Here is a 24,356-nt window from a genome sequence, read left to right as displayed (position 1 = left end):
GGGTTCCTGCCCACCTTAAAAGAAAAAGGCCCCGTCCATACCGGACGAGGCCTATCGATACATATGGTTTTGCGTCCGACTACATACGCGACGCGACGTTTTCCCAGTTCACCAGATTGTCTAGGAAATTCGACAGATAATCCGGACGCTTATTGCGGAAGTCGATGTAGTAGGAATGCTCCCACACATCGCAGCCCAGCAGCGCCGTCTGGCCAAAACAGACAGGGTTTACGCCATTTTCTGTCTTGGTGACTTTCAGGCCGCCATCCGTGTCTTTGACCAGCCACGCCCAGCCCGAGCCGAACTGACCACCACCGGCCGCCTTGAAATCATCTTTGAACTTGTCGACAGAACCGAAGCTTTCGGTGATCGCACTTTCCAGTTCACCGGGCATCTTGCTGTCGCCCGGCCCCATCATTTCCCAAAATTGGTTGTGGTTCCAAAGCTGGCTGATGTTGTTGAAGATGCCGGACTGCGCAACGGCGTTGGCGTCGTAGGTGCCCTTTATGATTTCTTCGAGCGATTTTCCGGCCCATTCCGTGCCTTCAATCGCCTTGTTGCCGTTGGTCACATAGGCGTTGTGGTGCAGGTCGTGGTGGTATTCCAACGTTTCCTTCGACATGCCTTTGTCGGCCAAAGCATCATGGGCGTAGGGAAGATCGGGAAGTTCAAAAGCCATTTCTGGGCCCCCTTCTGGTGCGTCATTTCACATAGTGGTTAACTGAGCGCCGCAAGCCGCAGCGTCAAGCCTCTATGTCAAACGACGCATGACCCGCAGAGTTCCACTGTGGGCACCAAAACCCGGGATACTGGCCTAGCCTTCTAGAAGTAAGAGACCTGTGTATTAGCGCGCGCGGCGTGGGTCAGGATATCGAAAACGTATTGCGTGACCGAGCGGAAACAGATCAGCTCTGCGGTCTGATTGTCTTTCAGCCAGAAGGCCGCGGGCACTTGCCCGAGCCGTGTCCGCCGAAAGGCACTCGGTGGAAAGACGTCCGGGGCAAGATCAACCGGGGCAAGCTTTGCGATAACCTCCCGGACGCCGGCCCCTTCCAATTCGAATATGGTTCGCGCGTCGGAAACATCTGCGGCCAAGTAATGCTGACCTTGCAAAGTCGCTGCGACTTTCGCCATTGCATCGGGGATGGTCGCGTGCGTCACCATCAGCAAAATCTCATCGGGTGCCATCCAAGCGATACCGTTGTCGCCCACACAGTTGCATTCGCGTGGCCCGGGAAAGTCGACCCCCGAAAGCCCCGTTGCCACGTTTTTCAAGGCCGTCGCAGAGAGATCCCCTTTAACGGTAATCATCCCCCGCAAAGGCAACTGGCGAACCGCTACAAACCCATCCGAGCGAAGAAGACCCTGAACCTCAGACATTCTGCTTCTCCCCCTCTGGATCATAGAAGACCGGGTTTACAATCTTGGCTTTGACGATGCTGCCATCCGTCTTTGGGAAATCGATAACCTCCCCGATCCGATCAGGCCCGTTCAAAACCAACCCCATCGCGATGCCACGCCCCAGCGTTGGGGAGTGGTAGGTCGATGTGACCCGACCTTGCGTGTTTCGCTGGCCATTCGCGTTCGTGCCATCCGCGGTTGCGTAAGCGCCGTCAGGAAGGACAGAGCCATCGAGTGTTTCAAGTCCAACCAATTTCCAGCGGTCGGGATCGGCCATATGGCTGCGCTGCTGTGCACGTTTGCCCAAGTAGTCGTTTTTTTTCTTTGAGAGCGCCCAATCGAGGCCGAGGTCTTGCGGGATCACCGTACCATCGGTCTCGTCGCCGATCATGATGAAGCCCTTCTCGGCGCGCATGATATGCAGGGCCTCAGTTCCATAGGGCGTGACCTGCCATTCTGCCCCAGCTTCTAGAAGCGCATCCCAGAATGCACGCCCCTGACTGGCAGGTACTGCTATCTCGTAGCTCAACTCGCCCGAGAAAGAGATACGGTAGGCGCGCACATCGAAGCCGCCGATTTGTCCATCAGCCCACGCCATGAAGGGCAGCGCGTCCGCAGAGACATCCATGCCGCCCAGCTTTTCCAGCAGGTTGCGTGCATTCGGGCCGACCACGGCGATCTGGGCGTACTGCTCCGTCACATTCGCGGTAAAAACCTGCCAATCCCACCACTCCGTCTGAAGCCACTCTTCCATATGGGCATGAATATGGTCCGCGCCGCCTGTGGTCGTATGGCAAAGCCACGTGTCTTCGTCGATCCGCGCGACCACGCCGTCATCCATAAGGAACCCGTTTTCCGAACACATGAGACCGTAGCGGCAACGTCCGGGCTTCAGCGTGCTCATCATGTTGGTGTAAAGCATATCCAGAAACTTACCCGCATCGGGACCTTTGACGATGATCTTTCCAAGCGTCGATGCATCCAACAGGCCGAGGCTGTCACGGGTCGCTTTGACTTCGCGCTGGACGGCGTCCTCAACGCTTTCACCGCTGCGTTGGAAACAATAGGGCCTGCGCCAATGGCCGACCGGTTCCCAATAGGCGCCGTTGCCGGCATGCCAGTCGTGCAGAGGCGTGCGACGCAAAGGCTGAAACCGCTCGCCCGTGGCCTCACCTGCAATCGATCCCATTGAAATAGGCGTGTAAGGCGGACGAAACGTCGTGGTCCCGACCTGTGGAATCTCTTCATTTAAACTGTCCGCAAGAACAGCCAAACCATTTATATTGCTCAACTTTCCTTGATCAGTGGCCATGCCCAGCGTTGTGTAACGCTTAGTGTGCTCGACGCTTTCGAACCCTTCCTGTGCGGCCAATTGAACGTCGCTGACTTTGACGTCGTTCTGATAGTCGAGCCACATCTTGGAACGCAGCTTGATCCCAGCCCCCTGCGGCATTTTCCAGACAGGCGCCAGAGGCGCCATCTCAACATCGTCGGCGTTCGGTGGCGTGGCTTTCTTGGCTTTGCGCCCTATGCGCTTCGAGACATGTCTTGCGGTCTCGTCCGCATTGGCGAGAGCGCCGGAAAAGCTCATCGCCCCGTCTGCGCCGCCTGTGACCGAAACAAACGGCTCACCGTCTGCCCCCGTCGGGGCGCGGTCTGCATCGGGACGAAAATGGGCATGCGCGTCGTCCCAGATCAACTTGCCACCGCAATGGGACCAGAGATGCACGACAGGCGACCAACCGCCGGACATGGCAATCGCGTCGCAGGCGATCTCTTCCAGCACCGCCCCTTCCCCGGCCTGCGCGCAGACCTGAACCCCAGTGACCCGTTTGCCGCCCTTCACGGACGCGATGGCTTTGCCGTTGGCAATCCGAATGCCCAGGGCAGCGGCCTCTTCAGCCAAAGCCCCGCCGCCCGAAGCGCGTGCATCAAGGATCAGCGGCACATCAAGACCCGCCCCCTTCAGCGCAATCGCGGTCCTGTAGGCGTCGTCGTTGTTTGTCACAACCACGGTGCGATCCCCGGCACTGACACCGTAGTTCACGACGTAGTCCCGCACAGCAGAGGCAAGCATGACGCCAGGTATGTCGTTGCCCGCAAAACTGAGCGGACGCTCTATCGCGCCGGTCGCAGTGATGATTTGCTTGGCCCGGATCCGCCAAAGCCTGTGGCGCGGCATATCATCTGACGGGGCGTGGTCCGTCAAACGCTCATGGGCCAGCGCGTATCCATGGTCATAGATGCCTGCCCCCATAAGACGGGATCGAACCTGAACATTTTCCATTTTATCAAGGAGATCGAGTGTATTGTTTATCCAATCATCCGCAGACTTACCGTCAATCACGGCACCGTCCACAGGTGCACGGCCGCCCCAATGCCCGGTCTGTTCGATCAGCAGAACTTTAGCACCAGACGCTCCGGCGGTCTTGGCAGCTTGCAGGCCCGCAATGCCACCACCGACGATCAGCACATCCACAAAGGCGTAGAAATGCTCATACGTGTCTACATCGCGGTCTTTGGGCGCCTTGCCCAGCCCTGCAGATTGCCGGATAAATGGCTCAAACACGTGCTTCCAGGCAGCCCGCGGCTGAATGAACGTCTTGTAGTAGAACCCTGCGGGCAAGAAACGAGCCGCATAGTTGTTCACGACACCTACGTCGAAATCGAGGCTGGGCCAATGGTTCTGAGACGTCGCGGTCAGCCCATCGAACAACTCGGTCGTGGTGACCCGCGCGTTGGGCTCAAACCGACCGCCCTTGCCCAGGTTGACGAGCCCGTTTGGCTCTTCCGCGCCGCTTGCAACGAGCCCGCGCGGTCGGTGGTACTTAAAGGATCGGCCCATGAGCATCTGGTCATTGGCCAGAAGTGCCGAGGCCAATGTGTCCCCGTCAAAGCCGCGCAGATGCTTGCCGTTGAACTCAAACCGCACGGATTTGCCTCGGTTCAAGAGCCGCCCACCGGCCGCCAGACGCGTGCTCATGAGAACATCCTCGCGCTGAAGGTTTTCCAACTCCATCCGGGCCGTTTTCCGGATATCGCGTCGCAGATCTCACGCGGTGGTGCTGTGGTTTGCGCGGAATAGGTTCCGAACACTTCCAGTGTGGTCGTGCATCGGGCCGCGTGAAACCATTTCCCGCAGCCAGAGGCATGCCGCCAGCGTTCAAAGTGAACGCCTTTCGGATTTTCACGCATGAACAGGTAGTCTTCAAACGCCTCGTCATCAGAACCCACGGTTTCGCGAGTCAGATGGGCCTGACCGCCTGCGTGCAATTCTGTTTCTTCGGCGTCGACGCCGCAATAGGGGCAATGAAGGATCAACATGGGCGGGGTCCAGATGTCAGACCCGCACAAAAAACGGCAGCCGCACCAAGGCCGCTGCCGCTCAAGTTGGAGTGGGGTCGAGGGTTAGTCTGCGGGCGCAGCCGGGACGTCAGCGGGCGCAGGCGCTTCCGTTGTGGCTGCAGGCGCTGTTTCTTGTGGCGGGATGGTCCCGGTCTGATTGAGATCAGGGGATCCGCTTCCCAAGAAGACAAGCGCGAAGATAAACAATGCGATGAGGACGAGGGCCACGATAAGGCCCTTGGCGCCGATGCCATCATCATGTGTGGTATAGTCAGCCATGGTATTTCCTCCTTATGAATAAGGAGAGTCAGCCATGGCGCGGCTCGGTCCTCAAGACCACAGTGACGGGATAATGAAGGTCGGCAAAGCACAGCCGAAACGCTTGAATCACGGCGGCAACGTGCTGCCAAATGCGGGCTTCTCAGAAAAAATGCGCCAGCGGACCCGGCGCATTTTGGCAAGATATTGCGGTGAACGCGCAAGTTCAGGTTTACGCAACGCGCGCCCTTGAATTGCTTAGTCGCTGCTGCCGGGCAGATCGATCTGGATCTCTGGTTCATCTCCACCACCTTCGATGAACATGAAGTAACCCATGATTCCGACGACCACCACGAGGGCACCGACGATAAACGGCATGAAGCTACCGGAACTGTTGTTGTCTGCCATGTCTCTTTGTCTCCAGTTTTTTTGACTGAAGAAGAAACACTTAAACCTAGCGCTATGTTCCATGACATAGGAACGGCCCGACGCGACGTCAGAGACTTACAGACCGCCGTCAATGCGCCACACCCGCGGCCACACTTTCGTCGATAAAGCGCCCCTCGCGGAATCGCTCCAACCCGAAGGCGTCGGTCAAAGGCGAGCGACCGTTGGCCATCAGGTCCGCCATGGCCCAGCCAGAGCCGGGGATCGCCTTGAACCCCCCGGTGCCCCAGCCGCAATTTATAAAAATACCGTCGACTGGCGTTTTCGAAAGAATGGGGGATCTGTCGCCGGTGACGTCCACGATCCCACCCCATTGGCGCAGCATCTTCAGGCGTGACAACATCGGAAAGGTCTCGATCAAGGCCCGTACGGTTTCTTCCACGTGGTGGAAGGACCCCCGCTGCGTGTAGTTGTTGTGCCCGTCAGTCCCGCCGCCGATCACCATCTCGCCCTTGTCGGATTGGCTCATGTAGCCATGAACCGTATTGGCCATGATCACAACGTCCATGCACGGTTTGATTGGTTCGGACACCAGCGCCTGAAGCGGCACGCTTTCAATTGGCAGACGGAACCCGGCCATGTCGGCCAGATGTCCGGAATGCCCCGCCACCACAATGCCAAGCTTGTCGCAGTCGATATCGCCTTTCGTGGTCGTCACGCCGACCACTTTGCCGCCATCCCGGCGAATTGCCGTTACCTCGGTTCGCTGCAGAATATCCATGCCCATGTCGGAGCAGGCCCGCGCATAGCCCCAAGCGACAGCGTCATGGCGCGCGGTGCCGCCCCGTGCCTGCCAAAGCGCGCCCAGTACCGGGTAGCGCGGACCGTCTATGCTGATGATCGGGCAAAGCTCTTTCACCTTTTGCGGCCCGATAAACTCGGTCTGAACACCTTGCAGCGCATTGGCATGGGCCGTGCGCTGATAGCCTCGGATTTCGTGTTGGGTCTGGGCAAGCATCATTACGCCACGAGGACTGAACATAACGTTGTAGTTCAGATCCTGGCTCATCGTCTCATACAGACTTCGGGACTTTTCGTAGATCGCAGCAGAGGGATCTTGCAGGTAATTTGAGCGGATAATCGTCGTGTTGCGACCGGTATTGCCACCGCCCAGCCAACCCTTCTCGATGATAGCGACGTTCTTGATGCCATGATTTTTGCCCAGATGGTAAGCGGTGGCCAAACCATGCCCCCCGGCACCAATTATGATCACGTCGTATTTCTTCTGCGGCTCAGGCGCGCGCCACGCCCGCTCCCACCCGGTATGATATCGGGCGGCTTCTCGGGCGATGGCAAAGGCAGAGTAGCGTTTCATGGGACAGGTCCGGTTTGATACGTCTCTTTTGTGCTGCAGGCGCACGGCACCTGTCCGACATGGCGCGACGTTAAACGGCGATGTTGCGACATGCCAGTGTGCGACCTGCGATAAACTGCCCCGCGAAACGGCTTTGTGCGCCGTGGACTTTTGCCGGTCTCCATGACTATCTGCGACAAAAAACAAGGGACGCGTCTTGGGCGAAATTTTCGAGGACATGACTGAATTTTCAGTCGCGCTGGCCCCTATGCAGGCGCTGGTTGGGCTTGATTTGGGAACCGTGACCCTCGGTGTCGCGGTTTCAGACAGTTTTCTATCGGTTGCGACCCCTCTGGAAACCATCAAGCGCAAGAAATTCGGCGTTGATGCGGCGGCTTTGATGGCAATCATTGAAAAGCGGGCCATTGGCGGTATTGTCCTTGGCCTGCCCCGCAATATGGACGGCAGCGAAGGACCCCGCGCACAATCCTCCCGCGCTTTTGCCCGCAACCTGTCGCGGCTAACAGACCTTCCGATCACATTTTGGGACGAACGATTGTCCACCGTGGCCGCGGAACGCGCATTACTGGAGGCGGATACGACTCGCAAACGTCGCGCAGAGGTCATAGATCACGTCGCAGCCGGGTATATTCTACAAGGCGCGTTGGATCGACTGAGACATATAAGGCAGAGCGATGAAGGATGACATCTGGGCGCGGGACGAGGTGCAAAGCCCGTGTGTGAAAATTTGCGTCGTCCATCCTGTCGAACGGATTTGCACAGGCTGCCTGCGCAGTCTGGACGAGATCGGCATGTGGTCGCGGATGTCCAACGACGAAAGAACGCGCGTTCTGGCGGAGCTACCGGATCGCGCAGGCCGCCTTGCGGTCAGACGTGGCGGTCGCAAGGCGCGTGTACCGGATCTTTCGTAGTCTCCGTCAGTTTGGCCAAACGGCGATGTCCGCCAATTCAGGTCTGAAATACGCAATGCTGCGACACGCACCGGCTTCACTTGCCGTATCGCCCCATGGCGCGACGCCATGCAACGTGCATCTGTGGACGACATAGGCCTCACCGGGCCGCGCAATCACTGAACGGCGTGTGCACTGCTCAAAGCAGGATCTCCTCGCGGCATGATAGATCTCGGTGATGTCGTGGTCCGCCCACGCGGACGGCGGAATGCCGTCGAAGGCAGCGCGAAATGCTGACGCAATTATGTGATGGCTGCCTTCCCATACGACCATGGGGCTTTCGCGAGAAAAATTAAGCGGAATACCCAGGACAAAGGCGTGGGGTTCCATCAATTGCCTGCGGCGGTTGGGCCCGACCGGTAGAAGCCCGTCCACATGCGCAGCATCCCGCTTCTGGCGAAACACAAAGGCCGCCGCGCTTTCCGTGTCAGACGACCTTGGGTAGCCGGGGTAGATGACCGATATCTGGGCACGGTCCAGCGGAGCTACGTGGCCATACTTGTGCTTTATGAAATCCATGGCACGGCCTTTGAGCGCCGGTCCGCCGCCCAGTTGTCCATCCGGGTCGTTTGGCAGAAGATTGACCCCGACACACCACGTCCCCCCGCATCTCAACGCCTGTTTCTTGACTTGATCACGGACCAGCTCTTCCGCGATCGGCGCTGCGTGCCGCACCCAGTTGGCGACCATCGGATCATGGCTGAACTTGATCCATCCCTGGGCGTCGAATTCTTCGAGTGCCCTCAAGAGGCTCGCGGCAGAGGTTTAACTGCAACCTGAGCCGCAGCGGCCTCGACAAGGTCGAAACCTGCATCAGACCGTGTAGCGCCCTCTGACAGCATGCGGCGCCACAGACGTGCACCCGGCCTGCCGGTAAAGAGACCCAGCATATGGCGCGTGATCTGATGCAACCGCCCACCCTTTTCCAAATGCGCATCAACGTAGGGTTTCATCTTTCCGATGACGTCATGGGGCGTCTGGCACGGATCCTCGGCACCGAAAACAATGCTGTCCGCCCGCCCCAAAACGGCCCAGGGATCATGGTAGGCGGTTCGCCCGATCATGACCCCATCGAGCCCCCGCTGGAGGTGCCAAGACGCTTGATCCAGTGTCTCGATCCCGCCATTGATCGACATATGAAGCTCTGGAAATTCAGCCTTCATTCTGTGGACCAGATCGTAGTCGAGCGGCGGGATATCCCGATTTTCCTTAGGACTCAGTCCCTTGAGCCACGCTTTGCGCGCGTGGATTGTTACTCTGCACACGCCCGCATCCGCAATACGTCGCAAGAAATCCGGCAGCACAGTCTCAGGATCCTGCTGATCCACGCCAATGCGACATTTTACCGTCACTTCAATCGGTTGCGCCTTTTTCATCGCAGCAACGCAGTCGGCGACCAGCGCCGGGCGCTCCATTAAAACGGCCCCGAAACAGCCGGATTGAACGCGATCAGAGGGACAGCCCACGTTGAGATTGATCTCGTCATACCCACGTTCCGCACAAAGTCGCGCCGCCTCGGCCAACTCGTCCGGGTCCGACCCGCCAAGCTGAACCGCGACCGGATGCTCCGTCGGATCATAGTCAAGAAGATGCATAGCCCCGCCCCGCACAAGCGCAGGCGCCGTAACCATTTCCGTATACAGAAGCGCATGGCGCGACATCAGCCGGTGGAAATACCGACAGTGACGGTCCGTCCAGTCCATCATCGGGGCAATAGACATGCGCCAAGGTACGATATTCTGCGATAGTGCTTCCATGCACATAACTTATAGCAAGAAAGGCAGTCGTGCCAGCGCACCATCTCAGTTCGTTTCCCGCTGATCCGAGCCCATTTTCGATTGAGTTACAGCACAGCTAACCGCTCAGTCGACTCCTTGTAGCTCAGACCCGGCTTTCCATATCTCGAAGTAGTTCTCATAATCCGAAGCATTGGCACACGTCGCTGTCGTCTTCCCTGATGTAACCGAACTCACAGAACCGGCCCATCACGGACTTCGGATTGAAAATCAAGTGCTGCAGTTCGGCTTGCCGACTTACTTAACGCTCTCGATCGCGTTCATGCGGGCCTGCCGGTGTCCTAAGGCTGCTGCCCAAGCGCACCCATGACACGGACCCGTTCATCCGCCCTGCAGAACTGGTCCAAATCATGGAGTAAGCCGGTCTGAGCGTTGGCCTGGCCAAGTGGCTCGGCTCGCGCGGTATCGATCGCAAGGGCGATTTCCTGTTCGGTGCGCTGCAATCCAGCGCTATCATTTTAGGCGGGTCGTACCTAAACGACGCGCTCAGGTCAGGCGTGACGGAACCCCGTGATACCAGCAAGACAACAAGGGCGCTTCGGTTTTTGCACCGCTGGGATGAAAAAATAGCATTTGCGATCACCGACGCCGGCGACCATCCTTGGCCGAAACGGGGGACTTATGGCGCAAGACCGCGGGCCGCGAGGCTATCATGACGTCGGTGGAGATCCAGCGGGAGATATCCCGAAGATAGAGTTGCCGTGGCAGCATTGGGAAAAACAGGTCGAGGCTATTCGTGGCCTGTTGGGTGATGGGACGCGACGGATCGTATCGCTGGACGAAGTGCGGCGCGGGTTCGAAAGCTTCGGCATCGAAAAGTACAATACACTATCATTCTACCGCCGCAGGCTAGAGGCGATGACAGATATCCTCATCGAGAAAGGCGTCTTGTCCCGGGAAGAGCTGGATGCCGCCATCGCCGCCGGGCGTGCGCGCTGGCGCGATCCTTCGAACGCCGAATGATGCGATTTGCAGTTGGGGATCACGTGCGTGTGTTGGCGCTTGGCAAGAAGGGTCACGTCCGCATCCCGCATTACATCCGCCACCAGACAGGCCGCGTGGTGAACTATTGCGGCACCTATCTTAACCCCGAAGACCTCGCGATCGGTAAGACCGGCGGAAAGGCCGTGGATCTTTACCGTGTGGCCTTTGCCCAGACTACCCTTTGGCCGGATGCGGATCATGCCCTGCATGACCGGCTTATCATCGAAATCTACGACCACTGGCTCGCCCCTATTGAGGACACTCGACATGCCCCATGATCATCACCACGAAGAGCACGAGGCGCTCGTGATCGAGGATGAGGCCGGAAACATCGAGGCGCAGATCATCGTGGATGCGTTGCAAGAGGTGCTCATCCGCAAAGGCTTGTTGACCGCCCATGAGGTCACTGCGGCAATCGCCAAACTGGAAAGCCCCGGCATTCATCTGGGCGCCAAGATTGTCGCCAAAGCATGGACCGACCCGGCTTACAAACAGCGCTTACTGCAAGACGGACGCGCTGCTGTGCAGGAACTGGAAATACCCGTAACCGAGGCCCGGATCATCGTGGTCGAGAACACGGCGACCCGGCATAACCTGATCACCTGTACACTGTGTTCGTGCTATCCGCGCTCCATTCTGGGGCAACCGCCTTCTTGGTACATATCCAAGGCCTACCGCGCGCGCTCCGTGCGCGAGCCGCGCCGGATTCTGGCCGAATTCGGGCTGGATTTGCCGAGGGACGTCCAGCTCGACGTTCACGACAGCAATGCGGACATGCGCTATCTGGTTCTGCCGGAGCCTCCCGCCGCTTTGCATCTCCGCACGCCGGAAGACCTCGAGGCTATGATCACACGCGACCATCTCATCGGCGTGGCGCGCGACGTGGCGTGACCGGCGCTTTGCAGGCATGGGACAGGCACATACATGCTTTCGTCGCGCTGTCAGAGGTCCCGGCCGGAACAGGCCCGCTGAGCGGCCTCACGGTCGCTGTGAAAGACATCATCGACGTCGCGGGCTTGCCGACACGCAACGGCAGCGAGACCTGTGCAGGCACTCCGCCAGCGACACGTGACGCGTTGGTGGTGCAGCGCCTACGTGCGGCCGGGGCGCGCATTCTAGGCAAGACGACGACGACGGAATACGCCTTCACCGACCCGACACCCTGCCGCAATCCGCATGATTTGACCCGCTCCCCCGGCGGGTCGAGCAGTGGATCGGGCGCGGCGGTCGGCGCGGGCATTGCTGACATAGCACTCGGGACGCAGACCGCCGGTTCGCTGATCCGTCCCGCGGCCTATTGCGGCGCGGTGGGATTCAAACCGACCGCGGGCCTGTTGCCATTGGACGGGGTGACGCCCTTGGCGCGCAGCTTCGACACGGTCGGGATCATCGCGGGGGATGTCAACCTGGCGCTCAGAGCGTTTGAAGTAATGTCGCCCTCCGGTTTGAAGGCCGAACCTAGGGACTTGGTGGCCATTTGCGGGCTGTGGGATACGGATGCTGAGGTGCACCCAGATTGGCAGGAAGCCCTCGCCGGGGCGAAGGAGGCGCTCGCTGGGCTGACGTCGCAGCTTACATGGCGTGAATTGCCAGCCGATGTGGAAACCCTTGTCGCCGCACACCGAACGGTCATGTGTGCGGAGGCCTATGCCAGCCATCGCGCGTTACTGCGGGACGACAAGGCGAGCCTGCTCGGGCCAAAGTTCCTGGCCGGTTTGGAGGCTGGCCGCGCGGTATCTGAGGCTGACCTGTCCGGGGCGCGGCAGGTCCTGGCCGAAGCGCGCCAAGCGTTTTGGAACACCATGAGTGGAACCGAACTGATCCTGACGCTGCCGGTGCCCGACGGTGCGCCGCTGCTCGGCGATACGACCGGGTTTCAGGATTGGCTGACACCGTGGACAGTCTTTGGCGGACCCTTGATTTGCCTGCCATGGGGGCACGATGACCTGGCGAGACCCCAGTCAATCATGCTTGCCGCACATCCGGGCCAAGACCTGTTCCTGCTGTCCGTCGTGGCCCACTTGGAACGCCACGCACCGCCTATACCCGCTCCACGATTGCCCAGTTAACTCTTGAGCCTGACAATGGCATCCACCTCAACCGATGCATTGCCCGGCAGACCACACACCCCCACAGCCGTCCGTGCATGCCAGCCACCCTCGCCGAACAAAGCGATAAACAGTTCGGTTGCACCGTTGATCACGGCAGGGCTTTGCCCAAAGCCCGAGGCGCAGTTTACAAAGCCGCCAAGGCGCAGAATCATATCGACGCGGTCCAAATCCCCCCCGCAGGCGTCGCGCAAACGATAGAGCAGGTTCAGCGCACAAGTCTGTGCCGCCTTATGGGCGGCCTCTATTCCCTCGGGCGTGTCGGACACCGGGCCGGTGTGTGTCACCTCGCCATCCCATTCGCAGATCTGGCCGGAGAGGTAGACAACCGCCCCATCCCGGCGAAATGGCAGGAATTGCCCTCGCGGGGCCCAGTCAGCGGGCAGCTCAAGACCCATCGCCGTCAGGCGCTGCTCGACAGAAGACGTCATGCGGGCACGCTTTGCTGCGCCAGATAGCTCCGCCAATCCCCCAATTCGGTGATATCCCTAGCCCCTGCCAGTCCAGCTGGCTCACAGAGAAAACCTTTGACCGTTGAACCGTCCGACACATCAATTGTCCCGATACCTAAGGGCGCGGGTACGCCTGCCATGAAGGCCCCGAATTCCGTTTTCGGCATAGACCAGATTTCCAGCGCGATGGTGCCTGCGTCCGCATCATTCGACTTTATCAGCCCGGGGCGCGCCGGTGGTCCACCTGCCAAGGCGTAAAACTTATACTCTGCCGTGGTCTGGGCCTTGCGCACAAAGCGCGCCCCCAAATTGGTTAGTTGGCTATTCAAGGGCAAGCCGCTCATATGCGCGCCGCAAACCGCGATTTCGATCGTGTCGGGTGTCGCCACCGGTAAGGGTGCCGGAGCGGGAACCGCATGGTCGGTGGCCCCCATGATACGCGGGCAATTCATCTCGAACCCGCGCGCCACCGCCGCGACAAGCGCGTCCTGACCTGCGCCTGCCAGCAGCGTTACGCTACCGGGCCGCCCGTCGCTGCGCGGCGCGGTGGGCACTGCGATACCGCACATGTCCAGCAGATTGACAAAATTCGTATAGGTCCCAAGATTGGAATTCGGCGTGACGGGATCAGCCTCAAGATCGGCTACGGTGTAAAAGGTCGGTACGGTCGGCACGCAGAGCAGATCGAGCCCCCTCAGTATCGGGTCTGCCGCGCGCTTCAGCTCGGCCAAGCGGTAGATGCCGGTGAAGGCGTCGGCAGCCGACATGCTCTCGGCGTGGGCGATGATCCTTCGAGTGACGGGATGTACGGCGTCGGGGTTGGTCGCCAAGAGATCGGCAATCACGGTGAAACGCTCTGCCACCCATGCGCCCTCGTAAAGCATGCGGGCAATGGCATAGAGCGGTTCGAAATCCAGGGGCTCGATCACAGCACCACGCGCCTCAAGCGCTGCCACGTCCCGCTCGAACGCGGCCTGTTGCACCGTATCGCCGAAAAACGCGATGGAGCCTGCATTCGGAATGCCCAGTCGCAACGGCGTGGCTGGTTCAGTCAGCTCCTCAGGCGTCAACGGTTTGGAATAGGCATCCGTTGCATCATAGCCGCGTGCCACGGCGAAGGCAGCATAGGCGTCATCCACAGTGAGCGCAAAGATCGACACCGTATCGAGGGTGCGACAGGCGGGCACGACGCCGCTGGCCGACAGCGCGCCCAGTGTGGGTTTGAGCCCTACGATGTTGTTCAGCGCCGCAGGCACTCGGCCCGACCCCGCAGTATCGGTCCCAAGCGAAAAAGATACGATGCCGTGCCCCACGATGACCCCCGAACCGCCCGACGAGCCCCCGGGTACAATCGCGGGGTCAACCGCATTCAAAGGCGCACCGTACGGTGTGCGGACCCCGACAAGGCCGGTCGCGAATTGGTCGAGATTGGTTTTGCCGATCATCAGTGCGCCCGCCGCGCGCAGTCGTGACACGACGAATGCATCCCTTTCCGGGGTGTAGGCATAAGCGGGGCAACCCGCAGTCGTCTTGATGCCCGCAACATCGATGTTGTCCTTGGCCGCATAGGGAATGCCCCAAAGCGGCAGTTCTGGGTCATAGGCTCCGAGACCCTGTGCCTCGGCCAAAAGATCGTCGCGGTCGCGCAAGTGGATGAAGATACCAGGATCGCCCACGGCCTCCAGCCGAGCAAAGATCTCGTCAATCACGTCCGCCGGACGAGTGCCGGCGGCATAGGCTTCACGAAGCGCGTTTATCGTGAAGGGCAGTGTACTGAGCATTCTTAATCTCCAGTTGGTCGGCGGGGGTGGCGCGCTCCGGTGGTTTCGGGGCAGCGGCCAGCAGGGATTTGGTGTAGGGTTCTTGCGGGTGAGACATGACCTGATGGGCCCTGCCCTCCTCGACGATCAGACCGTCTTTCATAACGATCACGTAGTCGCAGAGCAGCCGCACCACATGCAGATCGTGACTGACAAAGAGATAGCTGAGGCCGAGCTTTGCGCGCAGGTCCACTAGCAGGTTCAGAACCACCGCCTGGATCGACACATCGAGCGCCGCCGTCGGCTCATCGAGGATCAGAAACTTCGGATCAAGCGCCACCGCACGGGCAATACCCACCCGCGCCTTTTGACCGCCCGAAAGCTGGTGCGGAAAACGGTCAAGCAGAGGCAGGGGCAGGCCAACGAGACCTGCGAGTTCCTCGATGCGGATGCCGAGCGCTGCGCCGCGCATCCGGCGCAGGCGCCGCAGCGGCTCTGCGATGGCCTGACGGGCGGTGTGGCGCGGGTTTAGGCTGTCGGTCGCGTCCTGAAAGACCATCTGAATATCGGCGCGCCGGGGATCGCGGGCAAAGCGGCGCGCAGGTATCGCGGCGATATCGTCCCCGTCGAAGAGGATCTCGCCGGCGGTCGCATCCATCAGCCGCACCAGCATTTCGGAGGTGGTGGACTTGCCGCAGCCGCTTTCGCCTACAAGCCCCACACATTGGCCCCGATGGACAGTAAACGAGATGGCCTTGACCGCCTGCACTGGGCCGGACTTGCCGGCGTAGGTCTTGACCAGATCGCGCACCTCGACCAGCGGCTTGTCCGTTTCCACGATCTTCGGCTCGGGCGCGCGGATCTCGACCGGCAGCAGATCGCGCACCGATGCGCCCGCACGCGGGGTCGCGTCCACCAGCTTGCGGCTGTAGGGGTGTCGCGGCTGGCTGAAGATTTGCAACGGGTCGCCCTGTTCCACGATCAGCCCGTCTTTCATCACGATCAACCGGTCGCAGTATTGCGCCGCTAGGCCAAGATCATGGGTGATGAGGATGCTGCTCATCTCGCGCTCGCGGATGAGATCGCGCACCAGATCCATGACCGCCTTTTGCGTGGTGATGTCGAGCCCGGTGGTCGGCTCATCCGCGATCAGCAGCCGCGGGTCGCAGGCAAGAGCAATGGCGCAGACGATGCGCTGGCACATGCCGCCCGACAACTCGAACGGATAGGCGTCGTAGCGAGCCGCGGCGTCCTTGATCTTGACCGCCTCCATGGCGGCGATCGCCTTGGCGCGGGCGTCTTGCCGGGTGGCGCGGGCGTGCTGGCGCAACACGTCTTCGATCTGGTGGCCGACCTTGCGGATCGGGTTCAGGGCGGCGCGGGGATTCTGAAAGATCATCGAGATCTCCCGGCCCCTGATGTCGCGCATGTCGCGTTCGGCGGCGCGGCGCAGGTCGATGCCAGAATAGGTGGCCTCGCCTGCCTTGATCGTGCCGCCCGCGTCCAAAATACGCATCAGCGCGTAGGAGGTGACGGATTTCCCTGAGCCGCTTTCGCCCACGATGCCGAGGATTTCCCCCTTGGCCACGTCAAAGCTGATGCCGCGCACCGCGTCCACCACGCCGCGTCTTGTCTGAAATATGACGCTCAGATCCCTGACACTCAGCACGCGGTCATGTCCTCTTGCGCGGGTCGACGATATCGCGCAGCCCGTCGCCCAGCAGATTGAAGGTGAAAACCGCGAACATCAGCCAGAGCCCCGGGAACACCGCAAGCCACCATTCGCCCGAGACGATGAAATTGGCCCCTTCCGCCACCATGATGCCCCATTCCGCCGTGGGCGGGCTGACACCAAGCCCGATGAACGACAGCCCCGCTGCGTTCAGTATGGCCCAGCCGAGATTGAGCGAGACCTGCACCATCATCGGCGGCAGCGCGTTGGGAAAGATCTGCGTGGCCAGCACCCGGAGGTCGGAGCTGCCTGCCAGCTTGGCCGCGCGCACGAAGCCCGCGTCGCGGCGGATATTGACCTCGGCACGGACGAGGCGTGCGTAGAACGGCATGTTGATGATCGCTGTGGCGTAGATGATGTTCTCGATCGAGTTACCCAGAGCTGCCACGATTCCCATGGCCAGGACGAACAGTGGGAAGGCCATGATCGTGTCGAGAAACCGGTTCAGGATGACATCGGGCCATCCCCCCCAATAGCCCGCAATGCAGCCAAGGATCGAGCCCACCACAAAGGAGATCGCGACCGCCGCTACCGAGATCGTGAGATCGAGCCGCGTGGCGACGATCACCCGGCTGAACACGTCGCGCCCGATTTGGTCGGTGCCGAACCAATGACTCCAGGATGGCGGTTGCAGGGAATTGCCCGCATTGGTCGCCAGCGGGTCATAAGGCACCAGTGCGGGGCCGAAGAGCGCCGAGAGGATCAGGAAGGCGAACATGCAAAAGGCGATCAACGTGACCGGATTGGCTCGAAGCACATAGATCACATGATCCAGAGTGCCTTGGCGGCGCGTCAGGTCCGTGGCGCTCAGATCGCTCATTGCGCGTCAAATCCGATGCGCGGGTCGATCACCGTGTAGAGCAGGTCGATCAACAGGTTCAGTGTCACGAAAAGTAGCGCCATGACCAGCACGAAGCCTTGCACGGCCGCGTAATCCGAGACCACCAGTGCCTCGACGGCGTAGGATCCGATGCCGGGCCAGGCAAAGACCTTTTCAACCAGAACATTGGCGCCGAGCGCGAAGGAAAACACCATGCCCAGCGTTGTGACCACCGGCAGCAGCGCATTGCGGAAGGCATAGCGATATAGCACCGTACCGCCGGACAGGCCCGCAGCCCGCGCCGTTCGGATGAAGTCGGACGACAACGCCGTCAGCATTGCGGCGCGGGTCATGCGCGCAATGGGCGCGAGTGTGAACAAGGCCAATGTCGCAGCCGGCAGGACCAGCTGTTCGGCCGCGCCGCGCCATGTTTCCCAATCGCCCATCAGCGCAGCGTCGATCAGGTAGAATCCGGTGACGTGATCCGGCGAGAGGTAAATGAAATCAAGCCGCCCCAGTGGCGACGGCGCGATGCCCGCGAGGTAATAGAAGATGTAGATAAGCAGGATGCCGGTGAAGAAGGTCGGCAGCGAGACGCCGGCGGTCACGAGGACGCGGCACAGGTGATCGACCCACGTGCCCGGCCGTGTTGCCGCCAGAACCCCCAAGGGCACGGCAATGACGACGGCGAGAAACAGGGCGGTCAGCGTCAACTCCAGCGAGGCAGGCAGACGGTTCGCAAGATCGGTCGCGACGGGCCGCCCGCTGGAAAGCGATTGGCCCAGATCCCCCTGCAAAAGGTCGCCCACGTAGTGGACGAATTGCACGGGCAAGGGTTTGTCCAGCCCCATTGCCACGCGCGTTTGCTCAATGGAGGCCTCATCCGCCGCAACTCCGGCGAAGTAAACCGCAGGGTCCCCTGGTAGCGCGCGGGTCAGCAGAAAACTGATGACCACAACGCCCGCGACCACCGGAACGGCCTGCGCCAGACGCATGAGGACGGCGCGCAACCGGGGGGCGGCGGCAAGCATGATCAGACGGCTTTCAGCACACGGACATCAAGCTGACGGTGGAACCAGAACTCATAGCCTTCGGCCCCGTTCGTCGCCACGTTTAAGGCCGGCTGATACAGCGGGATGCGCGGCAATTCATCGAGCGCGATCTCGAACATGCGCTTGATTTGTGGCGCATATTCCGGGTCATCCATCGGCATGTGCAGTGTCGCATCCACCAGCGCCTCAATCTCTTCGTTGCGATAGTTGGAGGAATTGAACAGGTGCCCGTCCTTGTAGGCCCAGAAGAAGTAGTAATCGGGCGTGTTCAGCCAGCCGCCAAAATTCTCAAGGTGCAGCGGCAGGCGTTTTTCAACCAGCACGGCAGTGCGCCAGTTGGCGCCCGGGATCTTTTCGATGGTGACGTTGATGCCGATCTTGCCGAGCGCTTCCTGCACCAACAACGCGGTTGGCTCCATCCATGAGGCCAGATCGAGACTGATCGACAAGGGAACGTCGAACCCGTCCGCGTGGCCCGACTTGGCGATATGCTCCTTGGCCTTGTCCAGATCAGTGTAATACTGCGTCTTGCGCGGCCATGCGATGTCGGTGATCTCTTCCGCGCCACCCCAGAGTGGCAGGCCCCTCTCGAAGGCTGCGGCCTTGAAAATGGCCTCATAGGGGATGGCATAAGCGATGGCCTTGCGCACATCGGGATCCTGAAACGGCTCGAACGCGAAGTTCGGGCACAGGCAGTGAATGCAGTTCTCCACAGGGGTCGAGAATACATCCAGAGTGCCCGCCAATTCGGATGCGTCCTTGTCGGGGATGTCAAAGGCGACCTGTACATCGCCGCGCTCGATCAGGGCACGCCGGGTTGCGGGGCTGGGCACTTCGCGGATGACCACGCGCTGGACAGCGGGCAATGAGCCACCGACCCACTCGTCATTGCGCTCGTAGACCAACTGCTCGCCGGGGTTCCATCGTGCGACCTTGTAGGCCCCTGATCCTGCGGGCGTGGTGTGCAGATACTCCAGCGCCCAAGGGTCGTCCTCGGTGGCATTGGCGAGCGCCTCGACCGAATTGATGATGTAGGGCACCGGCACGGCCAGATCGGGAATGGTCAGCTTAGACGGGCGATCCAACTGGATCACGAATGTCTCGTCATCCTCCACGATGAACTGCTCGGGCCGTTCCAGACCGCCAGCTTTCATCTGCACCGTGGGAAAGCCGCCGACGGAAACGGCGCGATCGAACGACCATTTCACATCCGCCGCCGTCACCTTCCGGCCATCCCAGAAGGTGGCATTCGGCTTGAGCCTGAAGGTCAGGGTCATGCCATCGTCAGATTCGGTCCAGCTTTCGGCCAGTTCCGGCTCCACCACCGTGTAATCATAGGACAAACCGTTGCCGGGCACCTCCTTCGCGCCGAAGGTCAGCAGACGGTCATAGCAATTGATCCCCACTTGATAGGACGCGCGGCTGGTGCCAGTGCGATGCAGATCAAGGCTGTTGATAGTGGCTCCCGTTACGACAACAAGAGTGTCACTGCCCTGCGCCGAGGCGGGCATCGCCCTCAGGAACGGCAGTATGGAGGCACCGGCGCCCCCCATCTTCAAGAAACGACGTCGGGAAGTCAGATCAGTCATGTGAACCCCTCACGGTTGGTGAATCGCGTTTTGGGGCATGTTGCGCTGGAACAACGTTCACCTCTAATGCTATAAAAACACACAATCAGTGCAAAAAATGCATCGGTCAGTATAAAGAGTGACAGATGAGGTACCTCCGGACCTTTGAATTGATCGAAGCAGTTGTGCGCGCTGGATCAATTCGCAAGGCAGCAGAAGACACCAACCTGACCGCCTCTGCCCTCAACCGGCGTATTCAGGGGTTCGAGCAGGAATTCGGCTGGCCGATTTTTGAGCGTTTGCCGCGAGGCATGCGGCTCAATCCGGCGGGCGAGTTGCTGATGCATCATATTCGTTTGCAACGCACCGATCTGGCCCGAGTCCAGTCGCAGGTTGCCGATTTGTCCGGCGAGCGGCGCGGCCATATCTCGATTGCCTGCTCGCAAGCCCTGCTGCCCTATTTCCTGCCGGAGCAAATCGCGATCTACAGGGCCGAACATCCCGGCGTGACATTTTCCATTAATGTCCGCGACCGCGCACAGGCAGAACGGGATCTGGCGTCCTACAGCAGCGACCTGGCGTTGGTCTTCGAGCCCGTGCATCTAGTTGACTTCGACTTGCTCTATGCACTGCCACAGCGGGTGCATGCGCTCTATCGCACAGGCAGCCCGCTGGATGACAAACCGGTCTTGCGGCTGCGCGATTGTCTGGACCACCGCCTAGTGCTGCCGACGCAGGCCTATGGGGTGCGCAATCTGCTCGAGGTGGCCGCCACGTCTATCGGACGCACGCTCTCGCCGGCGGTCGAAACGGAATCCTTTGACCTGATCCGACATTACGTCACGCAGGAAGATGTGGTCGGGTTTCAGATCCCCATCGGCCTCAAGCCACCGCACAATGCCGGTTTCGGGCACAGGCCACTCGCCGAACGGGATGTACCGCCCGGTCAGCTCTTGCTGGGACAACTTAAAGGCCGCGCCCTGCCCGTGGCCTCTGCCAAATTTGGACGCCAACTCGTCGTTGCCCTCGAAGCCATCAACGCGCAGTGAGGTTGTACTACGGTGATGCATTTTTTGCATCGCAACGGTGAAATATTAGCAGAAGACAGCATCACGGTTTTTCCGACATCGTCGGATCAACCAAGTCGGATCCCGTGCGCGCCGCGTGCGGCTTGGACCCAAATGCATTAAGGAGCACCTGACCATGCCATTCACCTCCCTTTCGCGTCGTGGCTTTCTCACGGGAACGGTGGCTGCCGCGAGCGCCTCAGCCGTTCCCCAACTTGGCTTTGCCGGTTCTCACAGCCCGTTGACCATCGGATTCATCTACGTCGGGCCGAAAGACGACTTCGGCTACAACCAGGCCCATGCCGAAGGGGCAGCCGCAGTGAAGGCCATGGAGGGCGTCACGGTCATCGAGGAAGAAAACGTGGCCGAGACGATCGACGTGCAGAAATCTATGGAATCGATGATCAATTTCGACGATGCCAAACTGCTTTTCCCGACCTCTTTTGGCTATTTCGACCCGCATGTGCTTGAAACTGCGCCAAAGCACCCCGAAGTCCGCTTCCAGCATGCAGCCGGCCTCTGGTCGGAGGGCATGCCTACGAATGTCGGCTCTTACTTCGGCTACATCGGCATGGGGCAATACCTCAACGGCATCACCGCCGGACACGCTACAACGACCAAAAGGATCGGCTTTGTCGCGGCAAAACCCATTCCGCAGGTGTTACTCAACATCAACTCCTTCCTGCTGGGCGCGCGTCAAGTCGATCCGGAGATCACATGTCAGGTCATTTTTACCGGGGAATGGTCCTTGGCGGTCAAGGAGGCCGAGGCCACGAACGCACTGGCTGACGCGGGCTGCGATGTGATCACCTGCCATGTGGATGGGCCCAAGGTCGTTATGGAAACCGCCGCCGGACGCGATTGCTTCGTCTGCGGCTACCACGCCAACCAGTCGCCGCTCGCCCCGGAGAAATATCTGACGGGGGCCGAATGGAACTGGGCGGGTGTCTATACGAATATGGTCCAGACCGTGCTGGACGGCGGCACCATTGATAACTTCGTACGCGGCGGGCTGGCGGACGGGTTCATCAAGATGTCGCCGCTGGGGCCTGCCGTCTCGGACGCCGCGCGCGCACAATTCGAAGCCACGAAAGCCCAGATCATGGCAGGCGAGTTCTCGGCCATCAAGGGCCCGCTGAAGGACAACACTGGCAACGCGATCGCGGCTGAGGGCGAGGGCTTTGCCGAGGACGACATCGCGCTGGAGAGCATGGATTATCTGGTCGAAGGCGTGATCGGCTCGACGTCCTGATCAGCGCGGGTTTTGGTGTCCCTCCCATCCGAGACAATCGTTCCAGCCAGGCCATCCGTCGGTCTGGCGGCACTGGCGCGCCGGTCCGAGGCCGTTGTGCTGCCCATCGGCGCGCTGCTGGCCGGGTGTGCCGTCTTTAGCCTGTTTTTGCTGCTGCAAGGCAAATCCCCGGCCGAATTCTTCGCTCTGGTCTACCGCGCCGGGTTCGGCACGGCCTTTTCGTGGGAAAACACCTTGTCGCGCGCCGCGCCATTGTTGCTCGCTGCCCTCTGCGTGGCCTTGCCTGCTCGGTTGGGGCTGGTTGTAATCGGGGGCGAGGGCGCGATTGTGCTGGGGGGTGTCGGCGCAGGCTTTGCGGGGGTGCTTCTGTCCGGTGAGCCTGCCGGCGTCGCGCTGCCTGTCATGTTGCTTGCTGCCATGCTGCTCGGCGCGCTCTGGATCGGGGCGATTGGGGCGCTGCGCCACTATCGCGGGGTCAATGAGACCATCGCCAGCCTGCTGATGGCCTATATCGCCATTGCGCTCATGAACCATCTGGTTGAGGGGCCGTTGCGCGATCCGGCGAGCCTGAACAAACCGTCCACTGCACCGCTGAACGAGGCTTTGCGGGTGGGCACCATACCCGGCTGGAACGTGCATTGGGGGCTGGCCTTTGGTGTCGTCGCCTGCGTGCTGGCCTGGGTTCTGATCGACAAGACCACATGGGGGTTCGCCGCGCGCATCGCGGGCGGGAACGTCCGTGCGGCACAAGTGCAGGCCCTGCCGGTGGGCAAGCTGATCCTGAGCTTTACAGCGCTCGGCGGGGCCTTTGCCGGGATGGCAGGCTTCTTCGAGGTCGCGGCGGTACATGGCTCCGCCAATGCCAGCCTTGCGGGCGGCTACGGCTATACCGGCATCCTGATCGCCTTTCTTGCTCGGCATAACCCGCTTGCGATCGTTCCGGTGGCCATCCTGCTGGCGGGGTTCGAAGCGTCGTCGGGCCTCGTGCAACGCCGCATGGACCTGCCGGATGCGACCGTGCTGGTGCTGCAAGGCTTCGTCTTCATGGCGATCCTGATGTCCGAGACGCTTTACGGCCGGTTCAAGGTTTTCGCGCCCGAGCGCTGGAGGACCGTCTGATGGAGACCGATCTGGGCTACTGGATCATCCCGCTCGCGATCATCGGTGGCGCGATCCGGGTGTCGACACCATTCCTGTTCGTCAGCCTTGGCGAGGCACTCACCGAACGGTCCGGGCGGATCAATCTCGGGCTGGAAGGCACGCTGGTCTTTGGAGCAATGTCGGGCTACGCGCTGGCCCATCTTACCGGCTCGCCCTGGCTTGGTGTGTTGGCGGCAGCACTTTCTGGCACGTTGTTTGGGCTGGTCCACGGTGTCATATGCTCCTTGCCAAAGGTGAACGACATCGCCGTGGGCATCGCCATGATGATCCTCGGCATGGGGTTGGCGTTCTATTTCGGCAAGCCGTTCGTGCAGCCTGTGGCCCCCGATCTGCCCGCGATCAGCTTCGGCTGGTGGTCGGAAATCCCGCAGGTTCGCGCGGCGTTGGAGGTCAACGTGCTGTTCCTGATCGGGGCTGCCTTGGCGGTTCTGCTGTGGTGGATGCTGCGCGCGACGAGGGTGGGTTTGACGCTGCGCGTGGTGGGCGACAGTACCGATGCGGCGCGCGCCATGGGTCTGCAGCCGGCCGTGATCCGCACCTGCGCGACGGCGGTCGGCGGCGCCTTTGCCGGGGTCGGGGGCGCGTATTTGTCGCTGTATTACCCCGGAAGCTGGAACGAGGGCATCTCGTCCGGGCAGGGTCTGATGGCCGTCGCATTGGTCATCTTCGCCCGCTGGAACCCACTGGCCTGTTTAGGCGCGGCATTGCTCTTCGGTGGGGCCGGCGCACTTGGTCCGGTGCTTCAATCGGTCGGGGTCTCCGAGGGATACTACCTGTTTTTCGCCGCACCCTACGTGCTCACGCTGGGTGTTCTGATAGCAACCTCCTCGCCCACCCAAGCCATGACCGGCGCGCCGGGCGAGTTGAGCATAACCAAGTAGGGAGACA

At 60.6% G+C, this 24,356-nt stretch carries 26 protein-coding genes; 11 read left to right on the top strand and 15 right to left on the bottom strand.

Annotation, left to right across the window (positions count from 1 at the left end):
- Nucleotides 1–79: 79 nt before the first annotated feature.
- The 5 genes from KIN_RS04855 to KIN_RS04835 form a co-directional block, all read right to left on the bottom strand.
- A complete protein-coding gene (locus KIN_RS04855) occupies nucleotides 80–679 on the bottom strand; it encodes a superoxide dismutase (protein WP_159804798.1) in 600 nt (199 codons plus the stop codon).
- Between the two features lie 143 nt (nucleotides 680–822).
- Nucleotides 823–1,380, bottom strand: a complete 558-nt coding sequence (locus tag KIN_RS04850) for a sarcosine oxidase subunit gamma (protein WP_243144815.1) — start codon at nucleotides 1,378–1,380, stop codon at nucleotides 823–825.
- A complete protein-coding gene (locus KIN_RS04845) occupies nucleotides 1,373–4,384 on the bottom strand; it encodes a sarcosine oxidase subunit alpha family protein (RefSeq protein WP_159804796.1) in 3,012 nt (1,003 codons plus the stop codon). The genes KIN_RS04850 and KIN_RS04845 overlap by 8 nt, the downstream gene beginning before the upstream one ends.
- A complete protein-coding gene (locus tag KIN_RS04840; RefSeq protein WP_159804795.1) occupies nucleotides 4,381–4,725 on the bottom strand; it encodes a sarcosine oxidase subunit delta in 345 nt (114 codons plus the stop codon). The genes KIN_RS04845 and KIN_RS04840 overlap by 4 nt, the downstream gene beginning before the upstream one ends.
- Nucleotides 4,726–4,809: 84 nt before the next feature.
- Nucleotides 4,810–5,025 (bottom strand): hypothetical protein, encoded by a 216-nt coding sequence (locus tag KIN_RS04835; protein WP_159804794.1) that lies wholly within the window; start codon nucleotides 5,023–5,025, stop codon nucleotides 4,810–4,812.
- A 34-nt stretch (nucleotides 5,026–5,059) separates the two neighbouring features.
- On the opposite strand from KIN_RS04835, the gene KIN_RS04830 reads away from it, so the two are divergent.
- Nucleotides 5,060–5,257, top strand: a complete 198-nt coding sequence (locus KIN_RS04830; protein WP_159804793.1) for a hypothetical protein — start codon at nucleotides 5,060–5,062, stop codon at nucleotides 5,255–5,257.
- A 5-nt stretch (nucleotides 5,258–5,262) separates the two neighbouring features.
- On the opposite strand, the gene KIN_RS04825 is transcribed toward KIN_RS04830, so the two are convergent.
- Together KIN_RS04825 and KIN_RS04820 are read right to left on the bottom strand one after the other, a co-directional pair.
- A complete protein-coding gene (locus tag KIN_RS04825) occupies nucleotides 5,263–5,412 on the bottom strand; it encodes a hypothetical protein (protein ID WP_159804792.1) in 150 nt (49 codons plus the stop codon).
- Nucleotides 5,413–5,521: 109 nt separating this feature from the next.
- On the bottom strand, nucleotides 5,522–6,766 hold the full coding sequence (locus KIN_RS04820; RefSeq protein WP_159804791.1) for a sarcosine oxidase subunit beta family protein: 1,245 nt from the start codon (nucleotides 6,764–6,766) through the stop codon (nucleotides 5,522–5,524).
- Nucleotides 6,767–6,983: 217 nt separating this feature from the next.
- On the opposite strand from KIN_RS04820, the gene ruvX reads away from it, so the two are divergent.
- Entirely contained in the window at nucleotides 6,984–7,451 is a 468-nt protein-coding gene (ruvX, locus tag KIN_RS04815) for a Holliday junction resolvase RuvX (protein ID WP_159804790.1), read from the top strand.
- Entirely contained in the window at nucleotides 7,441–7,677 is a 237-nt protein-coding gene (locus KIN_RS04810) for a DUF1289 domain-containing protein (RefSeq protein ID WP_159804789.1), read from the top strand. The genes ruvX and KIN_RS04810 overlap by 11 nt, the downstream gene beginning before the upstream one ends.
- 6 nt (nucleotides 7,678–7,683) lie before the next feature.
- Here KIN_RS04810 and KIN_RS04805 read toward each other — a convergent pair whose 3' ends face one another.
- Nucleotides 7,684–8,463, bottom strand: a complete 780-nt coding sequence (locus KIN_RS04805) for a hypothetical protein (protein WP_243144814.1) — start codon at nucleotides 8,461–8,463, stop codon at nucleotides 7,684–7,686.
- Nucleotides 8,460–9,473 carry a tRNA dihydrouridine(20/20a) synthase DusA gene (gene dusA / locus KIN_RS04800; protein ID WP_159804788.1) on the bottom strand — a complete coding sequence of 338 codons (1,014 nt, stop codon included), beginning with the start codon at nucleotides 9,471–9,473 and terminating at the stop codon, nucleotides 8,460–8,462. Before dusA ends, KIN_RS04805 begins: the two co-directional genes overlap by 4 nt.
- Nucleotides 9,474–10,133: 660 nt before the next feature.
- On the opposite strand from dusA, the gene KIN_RS22550 reads away from it, so the two are divergent.
- Genes KIN_RS22550 through KIN_RS04780 form a run of 4 tightly spaced genes read left to right on the top strand, consistent with a single transcriptional unit; the run spans nucleotide 10,134 to nucleotide 12,565 of the window.
- Nucleotides 10,134–10,475 carry an SH3-like domain-containing protein gene (locus tag KIN_RS22550; RefSeq protein ID WP_159804787.1) on the top strand — a complete coding sequence of 114 codons (342 nt, stop codon included), beginning with the start codon at nucleotides 10,134–10,136 and terminating at the stop codon, nucleotides 10,473–10,475.
- Nucleotides 10,472–10,774 carry an SH3-like domain-containing protein gene (locus tag KIN_RS22545; protein WP_159804786.1) on the top strand — a complete coding sequence of 101 codons (303 nt, stop codon included), beginning with the start codon at nucleotides 10,472–10,474 and terminating at the stop codon, nucleotides 10,772–10,774. The genes KIN_RS22550 and KIN_RS22545 overlap by 4 nt, the downstream gene beginning before the upstream one ends.
- A complete protein-coding gene (locus tag KIN_RS04785; protein ID WP_159804785.1) occupies nucleotides 10,764–11,387 on the top strand; it encodes a nitrile hydratase subunit alpha in 624 nt (207 codons plus the stop codon). The genes KIN_RS22545 and KIN_RS04785 overlap by 11 nt, the downstream gene beginning before the upstream one ends.
- Entirely contained in the window at nucleotides 11,384–12,565 is a 1,182-nt protein-coding gene (locus KIN_RS04780) for an amidase (protein WP_159804784.1), read from the top strand. Before KIN_RS04785 ends, KIN_RS04780 begins: the two co-directional genes overlap by 4 nt.
- Here KIN_RS04780 and KIN_RS04775 read toward each other — a convergent pair.
- From KIN_RS04775 to KIN_RS04750, 6 genes are read right to left on the bottom strand one after another with little or no spacing between them, the layout of a single operon-like run.
- Nucleotides 12,562–13,035, bottom strand: coding sequence for a RidA family protein (locus KIN_RS04775; protein WP_159804783.1), 474 nt, complete (start codon nucleotides 13,033–13,035; stop codon nucleotides 12,562–12,564). The two genes, KIN_RS04780 and KIN_RS04775, sit on opposite strands and share 4 nt — an antisense overlap.
- On the bottom strand, nucleotides 13,032–14,837 hold the full coding sequence (gene atzF / locus KIN_RS04770; RefSeq protein ID WP_159804782.1) for an allophanate hydrolase: 1,806 nt from the start codon (nucleotides 14,835–14,837) through the stop codon (nucleotides 13,032–13,034). Before atzF ends, KIN_RS04775 begins: the two co-directional genes overlap by 4 nt.
- Nucleotides 14,797–16,437: a dipeptide ABC transporter ATP-binding protein gene (locus KIN_RS04765; RefSeq protein ID WP_243144813.1), complete on the bottom strand. Its 1,641-nt coding sequence runs from the start codon at nucleotides 16,435–16,437 to the stop codon at nucleotides 14,797–14,799. The genes atzF and KIN_RS04765 overlap by 41 nt, the downstream gene beginning before the upstream one ends.
- Nucleotides 16,438–16,489: 52 nt before the next feature.
- A complete protein-coding gene (locus tag KIN_RS04760; protein WP_159804780.1) occupies nucleotides 16,490–17,368 on the bottom strand; it encodes an ABC transporter permease in 879 nt (292 codons plus the stop codon).
- On the bottom strand, nucleotides 17,365–18,399 hold the full coding sequence (locus KIN_RS04755) for an ABC transporter permease (protein WP_159804779.1): 1,035 nt from the start codon (nucleotides 18,397–18,399) through the stop codon (nucleotides 17,365–17,367). Before KIN_RS04755 ends, KIN_RS04760 begins: the two co-directional genes overlap by 4 nt.
- Nucleotides 18,400–18,401: 2 nt before the next feature.
- On the bottom strand, nucleotides 18,402–20,009 hold the full coding sequence (locus KIN_RS04750; protein WP_159804778.1) for an ABC transporter substrate-binding protein: 1,608 nt from the start codon (nucleotides 20,007–20,009) through the stop codon (nucleotides 18,402–18,404).
- Between the two features lie 125 nt (nucleotides 20,010–20,134).
- On the opposite strand from KIN_RS04750, the gene KIN_RS04745 reads away from it, so the two are divergent.
- From KIN_RS04745 to KIN_RS04730, 4 genes are all read left to right on the top strand, one after another.
- The gene (locus KIN_RS04745; protein ID WP_159804777.1) at nucleotides 20,135–21,037 is read left to right on the top strand and encodes a LysR family transcriptional regulator; all 903 of its coding nucleotides are present in this window, start codon (nucleotides 20,135–20,137) and stop codon (nucleotides 21,035–21,037) included.
- 154 nt (nucleotides 21,038–21,191) lie between these two features.
- Nucleotides 21,192–22,307, top strand: coding sequence for a BMP family ABC transporter substrate-binding protein (locus KIN_RS04740; protein ID WP_159804776.1), 1,116 nt, complete (start codon nucleotides 21,192–21,194; stop codon nucleotides 22,305–22,307).
- A 15-nt stretch (nucleotides 22,308–22,322) separates the two neighbouring features.
- Nucleotides 22,323–23,426 carry an ABC transporter permease gene (locus tag KIN_RS04735; RefSeq protein WP_159804775.1) on the top strand — a complete coding sequence of 368 codons (1,104 nt, stop codon included), beginning with the start codon at nucleotides 22,323–22,325 and terminating at the stop codon, nucleotides 23,424–23,426.
- Nucleotides 23,426–24,349 (top strand): ABC transporter permease, encoded by a 924-nt coding sequence (locus KIN_RS04730; RefSeq protein WP_207710110.1) that lies wholly within the window; start codon nucleotides 23,426–23,428, stop codon nucleotides 24,347–24,349. The genes KIN_RS04735 and KIN_RS04730 overlap by 1 nt, the downstream gene beginning before the upstream one ends.
- Nucleotides 24,350–24,356: the final 7 nt, after the last annotated feature.

The organism is Litoreibacter roseus (assembly GCF_009811795.1).
Lineage (GTDB): Bacteria > Pseudomonadota > Alphaproteobacteria > Rhodobacterales > Rhodobacteraceae > Litoreibacter > Litoreibacter roseus.
This window is presented reverse-complemented; position numbering and strand designations above follow the sequence as displayed.

What these genes read in the sequence shown, in the direction of transcription:
- KIN_RS04750 (WP_159804778.1), bottom strand. Translation starts at nt 20,009, where the DNA reads ATGACTGATCTGACTTCCCGACGTCGTTTCTTGAAGATGGGGGGCGCC.
- KIN_RS22545 (WP_159804786.1), top strand. Translation starts at nt 10,472, where the DNA reads ATGATGCGATTTGCAGTTGGGGATCACGTGCGTGTGTTGGCGCTTGGC.
- KIN_RS04760 (WP_159804780.1), bottom strand. Translation starts at nt 17,368, where the DNA reads ATGAGCGATCTGAGCGCCACGGACCTGACGCGCCGCCAAGGCACTCTG.
- KIN_RS04740 (WP_159804776.1), top strand. Translation starts at nt 21,192, where the DNA reads ATGCCATTCACCTCCCTTTCGCGTCGTGGCTTTCTCACGGGAACGGTG.
- KIN_RS04775 (WP_159804783.1), bottom strand. Translation starts at nt 13,035, where the DNA reads ATGACGTCTTCTGTCGAGCAGCGCCTGACGGCGATGGGTCTTGAGCTG.
- KIN_RS04810 (WP_159804789.1), top strand. Translation starts at nt 7,441, where the DNA reads ATGAAGGATGACATCTGGGCGCGGGACGAGGTGCAAAGCCCGTGTGTG.
- KIN_RS04730 (WP_207710110.1), top strand. Translation starts at nt 23,426, where the DNA reads ATGGAGACCGATCTGGGCTACTGGATCATCCCGCTCGCGATCATCGGT.
- KIN_RS04830 (WP_159804793.1), top strand. Translation starts at nt 5,060, where the DNA reads ATGGCGCGGCTCGGTCCTCAAGACCACAGTGACGGGATAATGAAGGTC.
- KIN_RS04785 (WP_159804785.1), top strand. Translation starts at nt 10,764, where the DNA reads ATGCCCCATGATCATCACCACGAAGAGCACGAGGCGCTCGTGATCGAG.
- KIN_RS04855 (WP_159804798.1), bottom strand. Translation starts at nt 679, where the DNA reads ATGGCTTTTGAACTTCCCGATCTTCCCTACGCCCATGATGCTTTGGCC.
- KIN_RS04825 (WP_159804792.1), bottom strand. Translation starts at nt 5,412, where the DNA reads ATGGCAGACAACAACAGTTCCGGTAGCTTCATGCCGTTTATCGTCGGT.
- ruvX (WP_159804790.1), top strand. Translation starts at nt 6,984, where the DNA reads ATGACTGAATTTTCAGTCGCGCTGGCCCCTATGCAGGCGCTGGTTGGG.
- KIN_RS22550 (WP_159804787.1), top strand. Translation starts at nt 10,134, where the DNA reads ATGGCGCAAGACCGCGGGCCGCGAGGCTATCATGACGTCGGTGGAGAT.
- dusA (WP_159804788.1), bottom strand. Translation starts at nt 9,473, where the DNA reads ATGGAAGCACTATCGCAGAATATCGTACCTTGGCGCATGTCTATTGCC.
- atzF (WP_159804782.1), bottom strand. Translation starts at nt 14,837, where the DNA reads ATGCTCAGTACACTGCCCTTCACGATAAACGCGCTTCGTGAAGCCTAT.
- KIN_RS04840 (WP_159804795.1), bottom strand. Translation starts at nt 4,725, where the DNA reads ATGTTGATCCTTCATTGCCCCTATTGCGGCGTCGACGCCGAAGAAACA.
- KIN_RS04745 (WP_159804777.1), top strand. Translation starts at nt 20,135, where the DNA reads ATGAGGTACCTCCGGACCTTTGAATTGATCGAAGCAGTTGTGCGCGCT.
- KIN_RS04820 (WP_159804791.1), bottom strand. Translation starts at nt 6,766, where the DNA reads ATGAAACGCTACTCTGCCTTTGCCATCGCCCGAGAAGCCGCCCGATAT.
- KIN_RS04845 (WP_159804796.1), bottom strand. Translation starts at nt 4,384, where the DNA reads ATGAGCACGCGTCTGGCGGCCGGTGGGCGGCTCTTGAACCGAGGCAAA.
- KIN_RS04850 (WP_243144815.1), bottom strand. Translation starts at nt 1,380, where the DNA reads ATGTCTGAGGTTCAGGGTCTTCTTCGCTCGGATGGGTTTGTAGCGGTT.
- KIN_RS04755 (WP_159804779.1), bottom strand. Translation starts at nt 18,399, where the DNA reads ATGCTTGCCGCCGCCCCCCGGTTGCGCGCCGTCCTCATGCGTCTGGCG.
- KIN_RS04835 (WP_159804794.1), bottom strand. Translation starts at nt 5,025, where the DNA reads ATGGCTGACTATACCACACATGATGATGGCATCGGCGCCAAGGGCCTT.